15 protein-coding genes are annotated in these 16,187 nt (G+C 59.1%); 7 read left to right on the top strand and 8 right to left on the bottom strand.

What is annotated here, in order from left to right; genetic code table 11:
* Positions 1-19 precede the first annotated feature (19 nt).
* From qseB to lysM, 5 genes are all read left to right on the top strand, one after another.
* Positions 20-679, top strand: coding sequence for a quorum sensing response regulator transcription factor QseB (gene qseB / locus AC2FAJ_RS13100; RefSeq protein ID WP_041908125.1), 660 nt, complete (start codon positions 20-22; stop codon positions 677-679).
* Positions 676-2,013 (top strand): quorum sensing histidine kinase QseC, encoded by a 1,338-nt coding sequence (gene qseC, locus AC2FAJ_RS13105; protein WP_041908123.1) that lies wholly within the window; start codon positions 676-678, stop codon positions 2,011-2,013. The genes qseB and qseC overlap by 4 nt, the downstream gene beginning before the upstream one ends.
* A gap of 105 nt (positions 2,014-2,118) precedes the next feature.
* The gene (locus tag AC2FAJ_RS13110) at positions 2,119-2,700 is read left to right on the top strand and encodes an NAD(P)H-dependent oxidoreductase (RefSeq protein ID WP_041908121.1); all 582 of its coding nucleotides are present in this window, start codon (positions 2,119-2,121) and stop codon (positions 2,698-2,700) included.
* Between the two features lie 31 nt (positions 2,701-2,731).
* Positions 2,732-3,046, top strand: a complete 315-nt coding sequence (locus AC2FAJ_RS13115) for a putative quinol monooxygenase (RefSeq protein ID WP_008502984.1) — start codon at positions 2,732-2,734, stop codon at positions 3,044-3,046.
* An 85-nt stretch (positions 3,047-3,131) separates the two neighbouring features.
* Positions 3,132-3,572 (top strand): peptidoglycan-binding protein LysM, encoded by a 441-nt coding sequence (lysM, locus tag AC2FAJ_RS13120; protein WP_028014428.1) that lies wholly within the window; start codon positions 3,132-3,134, stop codon positions 3,570-3,572.
* Positions 3,573-3,604: 32 nt separating this feature from the next.
* On the opposite strand, the gene AC2FAJ_RS13125 is transcribed toward lysM, so the two are convergent.
* From AC2FAJ_RS13125 to AC2FAJ_RS13135, 3 genes are read right to left on the bottom strand one after another with little or no spacing between them, the layout of a single operon-like run.
* Positions 3,605-4,792, bottom strand: coding sequence for a glycoside hydrolase family 88 protein (locus tag AC2FAJ_RS13125; RefSeq protein WP_041908119.1), 1,188 nt, complete (start codon positions 4,790-4,792; stop codon positions 3,605-3,607).
* A gap of 17 nt (positions 4,793-4,809) precedes the next feature.
* Positions 4,810-6,075 (bottom strand): oligosaccharide MFS transporter, encoded by a 1,266-nt coding sequence (locus tag AC2FAJ_RS13130; protein WP_485454226.1) that lies wholly within the window; start codon positions 6,073-6,075, stop codon positions 4,810-4,812.
* Positions 6,076-6,107: 32 nt separating this feature from the next.
* Entirely contained in the window at positions 6,108-7,922 is a 1,815-nt protein-coding gene (locus AC2FAJ_RS13135; RefSeq protein ID WP_041908115.1) for a DUF2264 domain-containing protein, read from the bottom strand.
* 166 nt (positions 7,923-8,088) lie between these two features.
* Between AC2FAJ_RS13135 and AC2FAJ_RS13140 the strand changes: the two genes are divergently transcribed.
* Positions 8,089-8,928, top strand: coding sequence for a helix-turn-helix transcriptional regulator (locus tag AC2FAJ_RS13140; RefSeq protein WP_485454227.1), 840 nt, complete (start codon positions 8,089-8,091; stop codon positions 8,926-8,928).
* Between the two features lie 40 nt (positions 8,929-8,968).
* On the opposite strand, the gene AC2FAJ_RS13145 is transcribed toward AC2FAJ_RS13140, so the two are convergent.
* From AC2FAJ_RS13145 to AC2FAJ_RS13165, 5 genes are read right to left on the bottom strand one after another with little or no spacing between them, the layout of a single operon-like run.
* Positions 8,969-9,844 (bottom strand): MurR/RpiR family transcriptional regulator, encoded by an 876-nt coding sequence (locus AC2FAJ_RS13145; RefSeq protein WP_028014433.1) that lies wholly within the window; start codon positions 9,842-9,844, stop codon positions 8,969-8,971.
* Positions 9,841-10,791, bottom strand: coding sequence for an iron-siderophore ABC transporter substrate-binding protein (locus tag AC2FAJ_RS13150; protein ID WP_041908111.1), 951 nt, complete (start codon positions 10,789-10,791; stop codon positions 9,841-9,843). The genes AC2FAJ_RS13145 and AC2FAJ_RS13150 overlap by 4 nt, the downstream gene beginning before the upstream one ends.
* Before the next feature lie 9 nt (positions 10,792-10,800).
* Positions 10,801-11,841 carry a FecCD family ABC transporter permease gene (locus AC2FAJ_RS13155; protein ID WP_041908109.1) on the bottom strand — a complete coding sequence of 347 codons (1,041 nt, stop codon included), beginning with the start codon at positions 11,839-11,841 and terminating at the stop codon, positions 10,801-10,803.
* Positions 11,838-12,821, bottom strand: coding sequence for a FecCD family ABC transporter permease (locus AC2FAJ_RS13160; protein ID WP_485454228.1), 984 nt, complete (start codon positions 12,819-12,821; stop codon positions 11,838-11,840). The genes AC2FAJ_RS13155 and AC2FAJ_RS13160 overlap by 4 nt, the downstream gene beginning before the upstream one ends.
* Positions 12,818-13,630, bottom strand: coding sequence for an ABC transporter ATP-binding protein (locus AC2FAJ_RS13165; RefSeq protein WP_047364764.1), 813 nt, complete (start codon positions 13,628-13,630; stop codon positions 12,818-12,820). The genes AC2FAJ_RS13160 and AC2FAJ_RS13165 overlap by 4 nt, the downstream gene beginning before the upstream one ends.
* Positions 13,631-14,014: 384 nt before the next feature.
* Here AC2FAJ_RS13165 and AC2FAJ_RS13170 point away from each other — a divergent pair, with 384 nt between their 5' ends.
* A complete protein-coding gene (locus tag AC2FAJ_RS13170) occupies positions 14,015-16,153 on the top strand; it encodes a TonB-dependent siderophore receptor (protein WP_485454229.1) in 2,139 nt (712 codons plus the stop codon).
* The last annotated feature ends 34 nt before the right edge of the window (positions 16,154-16,187 follow it).

Genomic DNA, 16,187 nt, shown 5'->3' on the forward strand with positions numbered 1-16,187 from the left:
ACGGCATCAAGGAGGGAACATGCGCATTTTACTGGTAGAAGACGACAGGTTAATCGGCGATGGCATCAAAGCAGGCTTAAGCAAACTGGGCTTTAGCGTGGACTGGTTTACCGACGGGAAAACCGGGCAGGCCGCGCTTGCCTCTGCGCCCTATGATGCCGTGGTGCTTGACCTGACCCTACCGGGAATTGACGGTCTGGAGATCCTGCGCGCCTGGCGCGAAAGCCGCCGCAGCGAGCCGGTACTGATCCTGACCGCGCGGGATGCGCTGAACCAGCGCGTTGAAGGGCTGCGCCTCGGTGCGGACGATTATCTCTGTAAGCCGTTCGCGCTGATAGAAGTGGCCGCCCGTCTGGAAGCGCTGGTGCGCCGCAGCCACGGCCAGACCCGCAGCGAGCTGCGTCACGGCAAGGTGACGCTCGATCCGGCAAGCCTCGTCGCCACGCTGGAGGGCGAAACGCTGACGCTTAAACCCAAAGAGTTCGCCCTGCTGGAGCTGCTGATGCGTAACGCGGGCCGGGTGCTGCCGCGCAAGCTGATCGAGGAAAAGCTTTATACCTGGGACGATGACGTCTCCAGCAACGCCGTCGAAGTCCATGTCCATCATTTACGCCGCAAGCTCGGGAGCGAGTTTATCCGCACCGTGCACGGCATCGGCTACACCCTGGGTGACGCATGAAGCTGAGCCTGAAGCTGCGCCTGACGCTCCTCTTTTTAGCGCTGTCTCTGACGGCCTGGTTTGCCGCCAGCCTGGTGGCGTGGCAGCAGACCACCCACAAGCTCGATAAGCTATTCGACACCCAGCAGATGCTGTTTGCCAAACGGCTGCTGACGATGGATCTGGACGAGATCCGCGCGCCGGAGCGCATGCGCGAGGTGCCGAAAAAGGCCAAACACGGGCATCTGGACGATGACGCGCTGGCCTTCGCTATTTACGCTTCAGACGGCACGATGATCCTTAACGACGGCGAAAACGGGCGCGATATCCCGTATCACTATCGTCGTGACGGCTTTGATGACGGACGGCTTCAGGATGACAACGATGAATGGCGCTTTTTATGGCTGACGTCGCCAGACGGAAAATACCGCGTGGTGGTCGGCCAGGAGTGGGAGTACCGGCAGGATATGGCGCTGGACGTGGTCAGCTCGCAGCTGACGCCGTGGCTGGTGGCGCTGCCGGTGATGCTGCTGTTGCTTATTGTCCTGCTGAGCCGGGAGCTGAAGCCCCTTAAAAAGCTGGCCCAGACCCTGCGTTCCCGCTCGCCGGACGCCACCGACGCCCTGCCCACTCAGGGCGTGCCGGCGGAAGTGCGCCCCCTGCTCGACTCGCTGAACCATCTCTTTACCCGTACCCAGGAGATGATGACCCGCGAGCGCCGCTTTACCTCCGACGCCGCCCACGAGCTGCGCAGTCCGCTGGCGGCGCTGAAGGTGCAAACCGACGTGGCGCAGCTTTCTCAGGACGATCCGCAGGCGCAGGAAAAAGCGCTGGCGCAGCTGCACGCGGGTATCGACCGCGCCTCCCGGCTGGTGGATCAGCTCCTCACCCTGTCGCGCCTGGACTCGCTGGACAGCCTGGACGGTGTAGAACAGATAGCGATGGCCGACCTGCTGCAGTCTGCGGTAATGGATATTTATCCTTCGGCACAGCAGGCGGGTATTGATATTCGCCTGCACATCAACGCGCCGGAGGTGACCCGCACGGGTCAGCAGTTGCTTCTGAGCCTGCTGGCGCGCAACCTGCTGGATAACGCCACCCGCTACAGCCCGCGCGGCAGCGTGGTAGACGTGACGCTGAACACCCGTAGCGTTACCGTGCGCGACAATGGCCCGGGCATTTCGCCCGATGCGCTGGCGCGTCTCGGCGAGCGCTTTTATCGTCCACCGGGTCAGGACGCCACGGGCAGCGGGCTGGGGCTATCCATTGTGAAACGCATTGCCGCGCTGCACGGCATGCGCGTCTCGCTGGGCAATGCGCCAGAAGGCGGCTTTGAAGTGAAGGTTAACTGGTAAGGGATTATTGCATTTAGCGCAAAAGACTTTGCACATTTTGCTTATTTTTCCGCTCCGTCCTCGCGCGTAGAATACCCGGCATACTCCCATCACCGAGGACAAATAATGAGCAATATTCTGATTATCAACGGCGCGAAAGAGTTCGCGCACTCTAAAGGGCAGTTGAATGACACCCTGACCGAGGTCGCGGACGGTTTCCTGCGCGACGCCGGGCATGATGTTAAGGTCGTGCGCGCGGACAGCAACTATGACGTGAAGGCCGAAGTGCAGAACTTCCTGTGGGCCGATGTGGTTGTCTGGCAGATGCCGGGCTGGTGGATGGGCGCGCCGTGGACCGTGAAAAAATACATGGACGACGTCTTCACCGAAGGTCACGGTTCGCTGTATGCCAGCGACGGACGCACCCGCTCAGACGCCTCTAAAAAATACGGCTCCGGCGGCCTGATTCAGGGCAAAAAATATATGCTCTCCCTGACCTGGAACGCCCCTCTGGAAGCCTTCACCGAAAAAGATCAGTTCTTCGAAGGCGTGGGCGTAGACGGCGCGTATCTGCCGTTCCACAAGGCGAACCAGTTCCTGGGAATGGATCCGCTGCCGACTTTTATCGTCAACGACGTGATTAAAATGCCTGACGTCCCGAGCTATATCGCAGAATATCGCAAGCATCTCGCGAAAATTTTTGCTTAACTGGTAGCCTGGAATTAAAGGAGTAGTAACCATGCTTACAGTAATCGCAGAAATCCGTACTCGTCCAGGTCAACATCACCGCCAGGCGGTGCTGGATCAGTTCGCGAAAATCATCCCAACCGTACTGAAAGAAGAAGGCTGCCACGGCTACGCGCCGATGGTGGACGCCGCTACCGACGCAAGCTTCCAGGCCACTGCGCCAGACTCCATTATCATGGTTGAGCAGTGGGAAACCGTCGCGCACCTTGAAGCACACCTGCAGACCGCGCACATGAAAGCGTGGAGCGATGCGGTGAAGGGTGACGTGCTGGAGACCCACATCCGTATTCTGGAGCAAGGGGTTTAAAACCTGCCTTCCCTCTCCTTCCGGGGAGGGAATTCTCTCTGACCTGCTATGCTTATTCTGACTTCATGATTAACAGGAGGATGGAATGGGTCTTTTTAACTTCGTGAAAGAAGCAGGCGAAAAGCTATGGGATAACCTGACCGACCACAAAGGTCAGAGCGACAAAATCACCGAGCACCTCAAGAAACTCAACATTCCCGGTTCAGACAAAGTTCAGGTTAACGTTACCGACGGCAAGGCCAGCGTGACGGGTGACGGGCTGACCCAGGAGCAGAAAGAAAAAATCCAGGTCGCCGTCGGCAACATCGCGGGCGTCAGCGAGGTGGAGAACAACATCACCACGACCGATGCCAAAGATGAAGCCACCTACTACACGGTAAAATCCGGCGACACCCTGAGCGCTATCTCCAAAACCGTGTACGGCGATGCCAACCAGTACAATAAGATTTTTGAGGCTAACCGCCCGATGCTCTCCAGCCCGGATAAAATCTACCCCGGCCAGACGCTACGTATTCCTAAAGCGTGATCCGCGAGTCGGGGGTCGCCCCCCGACCGTTTTTACCAGTACAGTTTCCAGCTCTGCGTAAAGCGCACCAGCGCCTCCACGTAGAAGTAATCTCCCCAGCTCGCACACTCGTCCACCCCTTTGTTGCTCGCCAGGTGATAGACCGAGTGCTTCAGCAGCCCGGTGCCCTTCTCCTCTTTGCCCATCAGGTAGTGCTTCGTCAGTGACGACATAATGCCTTTGGCCCACTCCAGATACCGCTCCCGGTCCGGATCCGTCACGGGCAGGTGCTTCACCAGCTCCAGCAGCCCGCACACCGCAATCGCCGCCGAGGACGAATCGCGCAGCGCGTCGGTCCCCACCAGCGCCAGATCCCAGTGGCAGACGTAGTCTTCCGGGAGGCGGTTGAGAAAGTAGTTCGCCAGCCGCTTCGACAGGGCGATCATCGTCTCGTCGCCGGTATAGATATAGCTCAGCAGGAAGCCGTAAATCCCCCACGCCTGCCCGCGCGACCAGCAGGAGTCATCGGCATAGCCCTGCTGGGTATTGCCGTAGCGCGGCGCGCCGGTTACCACGTCCATATAATAGGTGTGGAACGTGGAGGCATCGTCGCGGATGAGATAGTTTGCCGCCTGCATGACGTGCGCTTTTGCGGCGTCAGCAAAGCGCGGATCACCCGTCTGCTCCGTCGCCCAGTAGAGCAGCGGCAGGTTCATGTTGCAGTCGATGATCATCCGTCCGGCCTGCTCCGGGTCTGAAAGATCGCCCCACGCCTGAATGATTTTCGCCTTCTCATGAAAGCGCTCCAGCAGGGCTTCAGCCGCCAGCAGGGAGAAACCGCGCGCCTCGCGGCTGCCGGTAAGTCTCCAGGCCGCCACGCAGGAGAGCGTGTACAGGAAGCCCAGATCGTGAGTGTTGGTGTCGCTGCGCCCGGCGATGCGCAGGCCGAAGGAGCGCACGTGTTTTTCCGCCATCGAGCGGAATTTCTCCTCGCCGCTCATCTCCCACGCCAGCCACAGCTGGCCGGTCCAGAAGCTGGTTGTCCACTCTACGTTGTCGGTCAGCGGGTAATAACCGTTCCGGCATGTTTCCGCCGGGAACTGCTCTCCGAATGCCGTTAAATGACGGCTAATCAGCTCGAGGACGTGGCTACGCGCAGAGATCAGTTCATCGCTAAACAGGCGCGAGTCTACGGGAGCAGGAATGGCAGACAGGCGTTCCTCTCTGATACGACTTAACATATTTCGGTTCCTTGTGGTCAGCGTGATGAAGGTTCTGCTACGTTCAGCGGGCGGGGGCCGCGCCATTTGCTCTGGCAGGCGGATAACGTAAAGGCAGAAATAAAGGTAAAGATCAGCGCCGTCGCCCCCATGATGATATAGGTCTGTTCAAAGCCGATGCGGTCATACATATATCCGGCAGGCGAGGAAACCACCACGTTCCCCACGTACAGCATCGCCTGATAGCCCAGTAAATACATGGTGGCGTTCACGCGCTTGTCGAAATGCTCCGCAATATATTTAAAGACCGACACCAGCAGCAGGCAAATTTCTATACCGTATAGCGGCTTGAGCACGGAAATTAACAGATGCGAGTCGCACATCCCGGAAATAATCAAACGCGCCCCGACGATCAGCCCGACAATTAATAGCCCGCGCCTGGCGCCAATAAAGTTAACGAACAGCGGGACAACCATATACATGACGAATTCTATGCCCGACTGCACGGTGCCGAGATAGCCAAACACCGCGTTGCCCTCATGAATATCGTCAAAGAAGGTAACGAAATAGCGCGAGAACTGCTGCTCGGCGATAAACATCATCCACGCCACGCCCGCCACGTACAGGCAAAAAGCCCAGAATTTACGGTTACGCAGCAGGGCATACACATCTGCGGGGGCAATTTTCTCTTTGGTCAGTACCGCATCGGCATGAACGGAGTTAGTGTTCACTTTCAGGCTGAGCAGGACAACCAGCATCACTATCGACGCCACGCTGCCCATAATGAAGTTATAGGTCGGTGAGAGGTTGAACAGCAGGCCGGAGAAGGACGATGCCACCGCCCAGCCGAGCGAGCCCCACATACGAATTTGCCCGAACTCCATGCCGTTTAAGCGGCTGAAGCGGTCGGAATAGGATTCACACGCCGCCACGCCCGCATACCAGGCAAAGCTTAAATAGAGCGCGCCGATAATAATCCCCAGCAAGGGACTGGACATTAACAGCGGCTGATAGACGTAAATAAAAAACGGCGCCATCAGGGCCGACATGGCGACCACAAAATAGAGCAGGTATTTGCTCATGCCGATTTTATCCAGAATATAGCCGTAGATGGGTTTGAGAATAACGGAAAATATTCCGTTCACCGCGAACACGGTTCCAATTACCGTCCCGCTGAGATTCGCTTTTTGACCCAGCCAGATCGCCAGCAGGCCAATACTCGCGGACCAGGTAAAGAAATAGAGAAAAATAAAGCTGCTGATTTTGTAATATTCGGTTCTGTTGGTTGTCGATGTATTTTTCATACCATCCTCGCCGAGGTGTAGGGTCAGAATTTTTATAACGTGAACGACAGCAGACGTTCGCCTCCAGGGTCGCGGATTACGACCCGGTTATGGTTCATATCCAGCTGCGGCGCGGCCGCAACGTTCTGTTTTTCACTGGCAATGACGGCGCAGCAGAGCCAGCGCTCTCCCGGATGGAGATCGGTTTTTAAAAGCGGAATGGAGGCGCACTCCGGGAACATGATGCTGCTGTTCGGCGGCGTGACGATGCTGTCCGGGGTGCGTTCAATGAAAGGCGATAGATCGACAATCGCACTGCTGCCGTTCTCTGCCGCCAGATAACTGCCGCGCGCGCGGATTTGGTGCTCCGTTTTCATCACGGCGAAACCGCCCTCCGCCGTTTGCAGCGTGCGCGCGCTGTTGATGCGGTGCAGGCGCAAATGCCACTCGCCGAAGGGGATTTGCCAGGTCTCGATGCGCACGTCGTGCCACGGCGACCAGCGTGAATAGATGTAGTTTTCATCCACCCGCACCGCGTCGCACTCGCGACGGCCGCGGAAATAGTTATCCCCGTCCGCCAGCAGCAGCATGGAATCACAGGCCGCATGCTTCAGGCCAAAGCGCCCGCGCTCAATGGTGAAGCCAAAGCGGCTGGAGTAGGCAAATTTGGTGTATTTCGCTTCGGTGTTGACGTAGTTGTTCAGCTCCAGCTGACCGGCGGTGAGCATGGTGACGTGCTGAGAGTTCGTCGAATGCATTAGGATTTGCTGCGCGTGCGGGATGACGTGCTTCTCCGCCAGCGCGGGCAGCGGCTGTTCTTCTGCCTGCCAGAACGGATGCGTCTCCGGCAGCGCCAGAATCAGGTAGCTTTTTAGCGCCCAGTAGGGCGAGCCGGGAGAGTTATAGTCCTCACACATGGCGAGGTTCGGACAGGCAAAACCGAGGGTCAGAATGCCGTCCCGGTCGGTAATTGTCCGCTGCTGCCACCAGCGGAGATGGCGCAGGATAATGCCCTTCACAATACCCGGCGTGAACACGTCAAGTTCAGAGAAGGCAACCGCGCTCCAGAAGGCGACCATCGCAAAGCGGTAGGTCAGGCTGCGGCCAAACGGTACCGACGCGCCGTCCGCGGCGGACCAGTAGATAAAGTCCTCCGCAAACAGACGCGAGCGCTCGCGCAGCACTTCTGCCCTCGCCTCGTCGCCGCTTAAAGTGGCGTAAATCAGGCCGTAGAAGTGGAACGCCATGGAGATGTAATAATCTTTCGGGCGACCCGCGCCGTCGGAATACCAGCCGTCACCCAGGTAATAGGCCTCCATCAGCGCAAACCGATGGTCGATGGCGGCCTGATCGTACGGCAGCCCGGCGCGTTTGAAGCCCAGCTGGACCATAATGGCAAAGTAGTTCCAGTTGCTGTCGGGCATCTGCGCGTCGGCAATCTGATTCAGCCACGCGTGCAGGTTCATTACCTCGCGCTCGCTGAAGCAATCGGTGAGTTTATTCCCCAGCAGGGAAAGCCCCAGACCGTAGGATGCCATCTCGACCAGACGCTGATCGTACGGACCGGTTTCGCCCCAGTAGCCCGGACTTTGCGGATCGGTGCCGATCCTGATGGCCTGCATGTACTTCTCGCTAAACGGCGAAGCATCGCCCGAAGCCAACAGCGGAAACAGCCCCCATAGCGCGCGGGAGAGCCCCTCCATCTGCGCGATATCCGTCGCGTAGTGCGCGCAGGTATCACCCAGCGAGAACCGCGAATGATTTACCGGAAACTGCTTATCCAGCGCGCCAAGTAAGGTATTCAGAGACGCCACGACGTCCTGGCGTGAAGACAACAGATTTGATTTTTCTTCGCTTTCCGCCCGCATAGTTCCACCCTCGTCATCAACTGCGGCCAAGCATAGTGAATGCGTAAGGTGGAGAAATGTTAGCCACGTCACAGGTGAGAACGCTCGATAAACCTGCGGTTGATAAAATTTAAAAAGGTGGTTTATAAATCTCTTCTGACGGGGAAAAGTTGAGTTTTATTGCACTATGCATGACGCGCCCATAACCGATCGTCTTGAGCTTATTACCTTAAACGACACCGTGGCGTCGTTCAGCCGCCTGTTCGCTAACACGGTGCGTTACCACCACTGGCATCAGTGTCTTGAAATTCTATATGTGGAAGAAGGGTTTGGCGTCGCGATTGTTGATAACCGTCACTACACCATGCGCCCCGGACGCCTGTTTTTCTTTCCGCCATTTACCCTGCATAAAGTCAGGGTGGACGAACAGGCGGAAGCGATTTACCGGCGCACGATTATTCACCTCGACCACCATGCGGTGCTGAAGTGTCTGCGTGATTTTCCGCACACGCAGCAGCGGCTGGAAAAACTCTCGCGTCGCGGCTCAGAGGCGTGGGTGGTTGACCTGGCACACTGCCACAGCCATGTCGATCATCTGTTCAGCTGTTATCAGCCGCCGATGAGCAGCGAAAGCATCGCCGGGCTGCTGATTAGCCTGTTTGCTATGTTGCCTGACGATCGTACCGGCGCACCGGGCAGCAGCACGGGGATCGCCAGCCAGGTGATGTTCTGGCTGGACGAGCATTATCAGGAGAAATTCCGCCTCGACGCGCTGGCAGCGGAACTGGGCAGATCGCGCAGCTACGTGTCGCGAAAATTTCATGTGGAGACGGGGGAGAAAATCCACCACTACCTGAACACGCTCCGCCTGCGTAAGGCGTGCGAATGCCTGCTGCACAGTGACGCGAGCGTGCGGGAGATTGCCGCGCGGGTGGGATTTTCTGACGTGACCTGGTTTATCAGCGCGTTTAAGAAGGGGATTGGTGAGACGCCGCTGCAGTACCGGAAAAACCATCGTGCGGTATGACACCCTCACCCGCCCCTCTCCCGCGGGAAGAGGGAGACAATCAACTGCTTTTCTTGCCCGGCTTTAGCCCACGGTGAAGCTCGTTGATGCGCTTCATCGACTTGATGGTGCGCTGCGGCTCGGTGGAGGCGACGGATAAAACAATCATCTCCAGGCACAGCAGCACCGTGCCGTGGAGCGGGATTTTGCCCTTCTCGCCGCCGCGCGGAACGTGGATCACCACGCTGGCCTCTTTGCTGAATCGCGAGTCGGTGGCATTGGTGAGCAAAATGGTGGGGATCCCCAGCCGTTTCGCTTCGCGCAGCGTGGTCTGCCCTTCCCGATGCGCGGATTTTTGCGCCATCATGATCAGCACATCCCCGCGCTGGAGACCTATCAGCTGCTCGGCCAGCCCTATTCCGGTGCGGTTAAGCGGCGTGGCGGGTAGCCCCATCCGGCTGAACAGCCTGGCGGTGTAGTCGGCCAGAATGCCGGACGCGCCAATCCCAAATATGGCAACCTGCCTCGCCTGCGCCAGCAGCGAGACCGCCTGCGCCATCGCGAAGCGGTTGTGGGGTTCAGACAACACTTCACACGTATGCTGATGCCCCTCCAGCACGAAATCAATGCTCGCATTGACGTCGCTGGTCAGCGTATTCACCGTGGTGGAGATCTTTTCGCTGGAGGTCACGACCGGCCCAAACCACTGCTCCAGCGTCTGCTTGAGATCGCGCAGCCCGGCGAAACCCAGCGCCTGGATGGCGCGAACGACGGTGGCGTCCGACGTTTTCAGCAGCGTCGCGATCTCCATTGCCGTCTGCTCCATCACCGCTTCACGATTTTCATTGATATAGCGCGCCACCTGCAGCAGGCGCGGCGTGAGCTGGTGCGACCGGGAGCGGAGGCGGTCGCCGAAGAGATCAACTTTACGGCTCATCGTGACGCCTCCGGCAACGGACGTCCGGCAATCTGCGACTGGACCTGCGCGGCCATCAGCCCTAACGAGGCGAACGAGTTCGAGATGGCCTCTTCACGCGAGATCAGCACGTAATGTCCGGTCCGACAGGCATTCAGGAACTGACACCAGCCCGGCATCACCGCATCCATCGCCGCCAGCTCATCCTGCGGTTTGCCGCCCGTATCCCCGCGCCAGGTGGCGAAAACGAAATCCGCATCCAGCTCCGGCAGCCGCTCGGCGCTGACGTCAATGCGTCCCCCTTCCGGGATGGACTCAATCAGCGGCGGGAAGGTGAACCCGGCATCACGCAGCACGCGGCCCAGCGAGTGATAGCTGTGCATGGCGTTGATTTTCCCCTGATTGGCCTGAATCACCGACACGCTCACTTTGCGGGTATCAATAGTCGCTTTCAGCGCCTTAATTTGCTCCTGATAGCGCCGCTCCAGAACCTTGAGCCGCGCCTGCGTGCCCGTCAGTTGCGCCAGCTTGCGGTAGATCTCCGGCGCGCCGCCGTCGAGATGATCGATACTCACCGTCGGGGCAATTTTCTCCAGCTGTTCCACCGGGGTATTGCGCGTCGGCTCGGTAACGATCAGGTCAGGCTTTGCGGCGGCGATGGCTTCAATGTCGATATCCGCAGTGCCGATAAACTTGATGTCGGAATTATCGAAATCGACGCCGGTCAACATGCCGCTGGAGCGCAGAAAATGGCTGCCGTCCGGCCGGGTGCGGCCATGGCTCGCCACCGGCGGCACGCCAAGCTCAATCAGCGGAATAGTAATGTCCAGGTCGTGTAGCGAGACGATCCGTTTCGGATGCACCGGCACCACCACCTTACGGTTCAGATCGTCAGTAAACGTCTGCGTCGGCTCGGTCGCGCTCGCCGCAAACCCCACCAGCAACAGCAATGAAAACAGTATGCGCATGTTAATCCCCTAAAATCTGTCCCGACGCTGCCAGAGCAGCAGCAGGAAAAACGGTCCGCCAATCAGTGAAATCACAATTCCCGCTGGCAGCTGCAGCGGGAGGAATGCCAGCCGCCCGACGTTATCCGCCAGTAGCACCAGCAGCGCCCCCAGCACGGCGCTACCCGTCAGGAGCGCCGTTTGCCCGCCGCGGAGCAGCAGGCGCGCCATGTGCGGCGCAATCAGCCCGACAAAACCAATGCTGCCCACGCAGGAGACGCAGGCCGCCGTCAGCACTACCGGGGCGAGAACCCTTAGAAGCGCCAGCCGGTTTGTGCGCACGCCAAGGCCCGCTGCGGTGTGGTTACCAAGCAGCGCCACGTCCGCAGCGCGGGCGGTAAACAGCAGCAGCGCAAACGCCGGAAGCGCCCAGGCAGCGGCAATGCAGACCAGCGTCCAGTTTGCCGCATGGAGGCTGCCCGCCAGCCACAGCATCGCCGTCTGCACGTCGCGCACGTCCGCCGTGGTCATAAAAACGCCCATTGCGGCGGCAAAGACCCACGACACGCCGATGCCGATCAGGATGAATCGCGGACGTGAGATATCGCGCGCCAGGACCACCACCAGCAGCGCGGTGAGCATCCCCCCGGCCATGCCAACCAGCGGCCGCCAGGCCAGGCCCAGCGCCGGGAACTGAAATATCAGCAGCAGTACCGCCGCGCTACAGCCCTCTTTCACCCCGATAAGCCCCGGATCGGCCAGGCCATTGCGGGTAATGGACTGCATTGCCGCCCCCGCCATGCCGAGCATCCCACCGCACAGCGCCGCCATCAGCAGGCGCGGCAGGCGGATATCCATCACGATGTAGCGCGTCTCTGACGTCAGGGTTTCTGGATAAAACAGCGCGCGCCCGATGGCGGAAGTGGGGATGGGCAGAGAGCCGTGCGTCAGGCCAAACCCCGTCAGCAGGCAGGCGGCCAGCGTCAGGATGACCAGACATACCAGCGCCTTTGGGCGGACCAGCGCCGAGAAGGTGCCAACGCGTAGCGCACGCAGTCCGGCGCGGTTCATTTAAACATCCTCGAGGCCATGAAGATAAAGACCGGGGCGCCAACCAGCGCGGTCATGATGCCGGTTGCCAGCTCCAAGGGCGAAAAGAGCGTGCGGGCAGCGATATCCGCCAGCAGCAGAACCAGCGCCCCGCACAGGGCGGACAGCGGCACCATCACGCGCAGATCGACCGACACCAGACGGCGAACGAGCTGAGGCACCACGAGGCCGATAAAGCCGATCGGCCCGGCGAGGGAGACCGCCGCACCGCAGAGCAGCGCGATAGCCATCAGGGCGAGCAGCCGGGTTTTCAGCAGCGATACGCCAAGCCCCTGCGCCATTCTGTCGCCCAGCGCCAGCATGTTGAGCGAGGGTGACAGCCAGAGCGCCAGCGCAAAGCCCACGCCAGCCACCCACAGGGCAGCGGCAATCGTTTCACCGCTGACCCCCGCTAAATCCCCCGCCAGCCAGGTGCGCATGGCGAGCAGCGTCTGTTCATCGAGGATGAGCACCGTGGCGGTAATCGACGAGGCAAACGCCGACATCGCCACGCCGCACAGCGTGACCTTCATCGGCGTAAGCCCGGTGCGTCCGGACGAGGAGAACGTGAGCACCAGCAGAAACAGCGCCGCGGCTCCGGCGGCGGCAATCAGCGGGCGCCCAAACGGCAGCGTCATCCCCAGCGCGCTCGTCAGCACCACAGCCAGCGCCGCCCCGGCGTTGAGCCCCAGAATATGCGGTTCGCCGAGCGGGTTGCGGATCGTGGATTGCAGCAGCACGCCCGCCACGCCGAGCGCGGCCCCCGTCACCATCGCGGCGCAGAGACGCAGCAGTCTGAGCTTGATGATGATGTTATGGTCGAAATTGCGCGGATCGAAGTGGAGGATGGCCTCCACCACCGTTTGCGAGGCGATAAAGCGGGCGCCGATCCCCAGATGGGCAATCGCGCCCGTTGCAAGCAGCAGGGCGAACATCAGGAAAGCCAGAGAGGTGCGCATCATGGCTTTTTTGCGACCTGGCGAAACGGCATAAAGAACGGTTTACCGGTCAGCGGATTGATGGACATATGCACGTCGACATCAAACACCGCTTTAATCAGCTCCGGCGTGCAGGCGTCCCCTTCATGCAGTACGCCCTCGACTTTTCCCTGGCGTAAAAAGACCAGCGAATCGCCGTAGCTCACGGCGAAGTTGAGATCGTGCAGCACCACCACCACGGTACGTCCGTGCTCGCGCGTCAGCGTATGCAGCAGTTCGAGGATCTCCACCTGATAGCGGAGATCGAGGAACGTGGTGGGTTCATCCAACAGGATATAGGGCGTTTGCTGCGCCAGCGCCATGGCGATCCAGCAGCGCTGACGCTGGCCGCCGGACAGGCTTTCGACGGGCATGTGGGCAAACTCGGCCGTGCCGGTCAGGCGCAGGGCCTCCTCCACCGCCTGCTCGTCCTCGTCGCTCCACTGGCGCATAACGTTCTGCCAGGGAAAACGCCCGCGCGAGACCAGCTCAAAGACGGTTAACCCTTCCGGCAGCAGCGGAGACTGCGGCAGGATGCCAAGCTGGCGGGCGACGGCTTTCGTCGGCTGCGCGTGGATCGCCTTGCCGTCGAGAACCGCCGCGCCGCCAAGCGGCTGAAGCAAACGCGCGATGGTACTCAGCAGCGTGGATTTTCCGCAGCCGTTCGCCCCCACCAGAACGGTGATTTTCTGCTGGGGGATCGCAAGGGAAATATCATCAACGATGATTTTTTTCTGATAACCGGCAGAAAGATTCTCCAGAACCAGACCCGGTTTTGTCGTGTTGTGAGCCACGTGCATGCCAACGTAATAAAAAAGGGAAACAAATATAAATAAAAATCATTCTCTTTTGAGAGTTTGAGGCCGCGCCATGTAGTAGTCAAGGGAAGAAACACCCTGAAAAAACCAGGGGTAACGGTGTGCTACTACACTGGCCGGCAAAACAATAAAGACTTAATTTTCAATTAATTAACAGGCTACCACTGCGCTTTTCCGTTGCGTTTCAGAGATGTAGTCGATTTTTAGCTTTTTTCATTTACTACTACATTTCCGCATGATTGAATGATTCTCAATTACATGTTCGATGCCAGTTCTGGCTAACGGGCAGACCATAAAGGGCAATGACTCACAGGTTCTTCCGTGAAGCACCTTCACGGATATTTTGGGATAACAGTTGTAATGGCTACGTTCACACCTTCACTCTCTGGGATAAAAGGGCGCGCGCTCTTTTCACTGCTGTTTATGGCGCCGCTGTCGCAGGCAGCAGACACCACGGCTAAAGACGGCGAAACGCTTACCGTCACCGCCGATCCAAATGCTACGGCGGAGGCCACCAACGGCTACCAGCCGCTGAATACCTCCACCGCCACGCTGACCAACATGCCGATGCTGGATATCCCGCAGGTGGTGAATACCGTCAGCGATAAGGTGCTGGCGGATCAGCACGCCACCACGCTCGATGAAGCGCTCTATAACGTCAGCAACGTGGTGCAGACCAACACCCTGGGCGGTACGCAGGATGCCTTTGTGCGCCGCGGGTTTGGCGCAAACCGCGACGGCTCGATCATGACCAACGGCCTGCGCACCGTGCTGCCGCGCAGCTTTAACGCCGCAACCGAACGTGTGGAGGTGCTGAAAGGCCCCGCCTCAACGCTGTACGGCATTCTCGATCCGGGCGGCCTGATTAACGTCGTCACGAAGCGCCCGGAGAAAATCTTCGGTGGCTCGATTTCTGCCACCTCTTCCAGCTTTGGCGGCGGCACCGGACAGGTCGATGTCACCGGTCCGATTGAGGGTACGCGCCTGGCGTATCGCCTCACGGGCGAGTATCAGGACGAGGATTACTGGCGCAACTTCGGCAACGAACGCAGCACGTTTATCGCCCCGTCGCTGACCTGGTTCGGCGACGATGCCACCGTGACCGTGCTCTATTCGCATCGCGACTATAAGACGCCGTTCGATCGCGGAACGATCTTCGATCTCAACACTAAAAAGGCCGTCGACGTCGATCGCAAAACCCGCTTTGACGAGCCGTTTAATGTGACCGACGGGCAGTCCGATCTCGCTCAGCTTAACGCGGAATACCGCCTCAACAGCCAGTGGACCGCGAAGTTCGACTACAGCTACAGCCAGGATAAATACAGCGACAACCAGGCCCGCGTCATGGCCTACGATTCAAAAACCGGCACCCTGACCCGCCGGGTGGATGCAACCCAGGGCTCGACCCAGCGCATGCACAGCACCCGTGCGGATCTGCAGGGCAACGTGGATATCGCGGGCTTTTATAATGAGATCCTCACCGGCGTGTCGTATGAAAATTACGATCTGCTGCGCACGGACATGATGCGCTGTAAGAACGTCAAAGGTTTCAATATCTATAATCCGGTTTATGGCAAACTCGACGAGTGTACAACCGTCTCCGCCGCTGACAGCGACCAGACGCTCAAGCAGGAGAGCTACTCGGCCTACGCCCAGGATGCCCTGTACCTGACGGATAAATGGATCGCCGTCGCCGGGCTGCGCTACCAGTATTACACCCAGTACGCGGGCAAAGGTCGTCCGTTTAACGTCAATACCGATAGCCGCGACGAGCAGTGGACGCCGAAGCTGGGGCTGGTTTACAAACTGACGCCCGCAGTCTCGCTGTTTGCCAACTATTCGCAGACGTTTATGCCGCAGTCATCCATTGCGAGCTACATTGGCGACCTGCCGCCGGAAACCTCAAACGCGTACGAAGTAGGCGCAAAGTTCGATCTGTTCGACGGCATTACCGCCAATATCGCGCTGTTTGATATTCACAAGCGCAACGTGCTGTACACCGATAGCATCGGGGGCGAAACCATCGCCAAAACCGCGGGCCGCGTGCGCTCTCAGGGCGTGGAGGTGGATCTTGCCGGGTCACTGACCGAGAACACTAACATTATCGCCAGCTACGGCTATACCGACGCGAAGGTGCTGGAGGACCCGGATTACGCGGGTAAACCGCTGCCGAACGTGCCGCGCCACACCGGCTCACTCTTCCTCACCTACGATATTCACAATGCGTTTGCCGGAAATACCCTGACGCTCGGCGGCGGCGGGCACGGCGTAAGCCGCCGCTCGGCGACCAACGGTGCGGATTATTATCTGCCGGGCTATTTCGTGGCGGATGCGTTTGCGGCGTATAAGATGAAGCTGCAGTATCCGGTGACGCTGCAGGTGAACGTGAAGAACCTGTTTGATAAGACCTACTACACGTCGTCGATTGCGACCAACAACCTGGGCAACCAGATTGGCGACCCGCGCGAAGTGCAGTTTACGGTGAAGATGGAGTTTTGATGTAAAAAAGCCCGGTGGCGCTAATGCTTACCGG

It is taken from the genome of Enterobacter cloacae complex sp. 385G4, assembly GCF_057320665.1.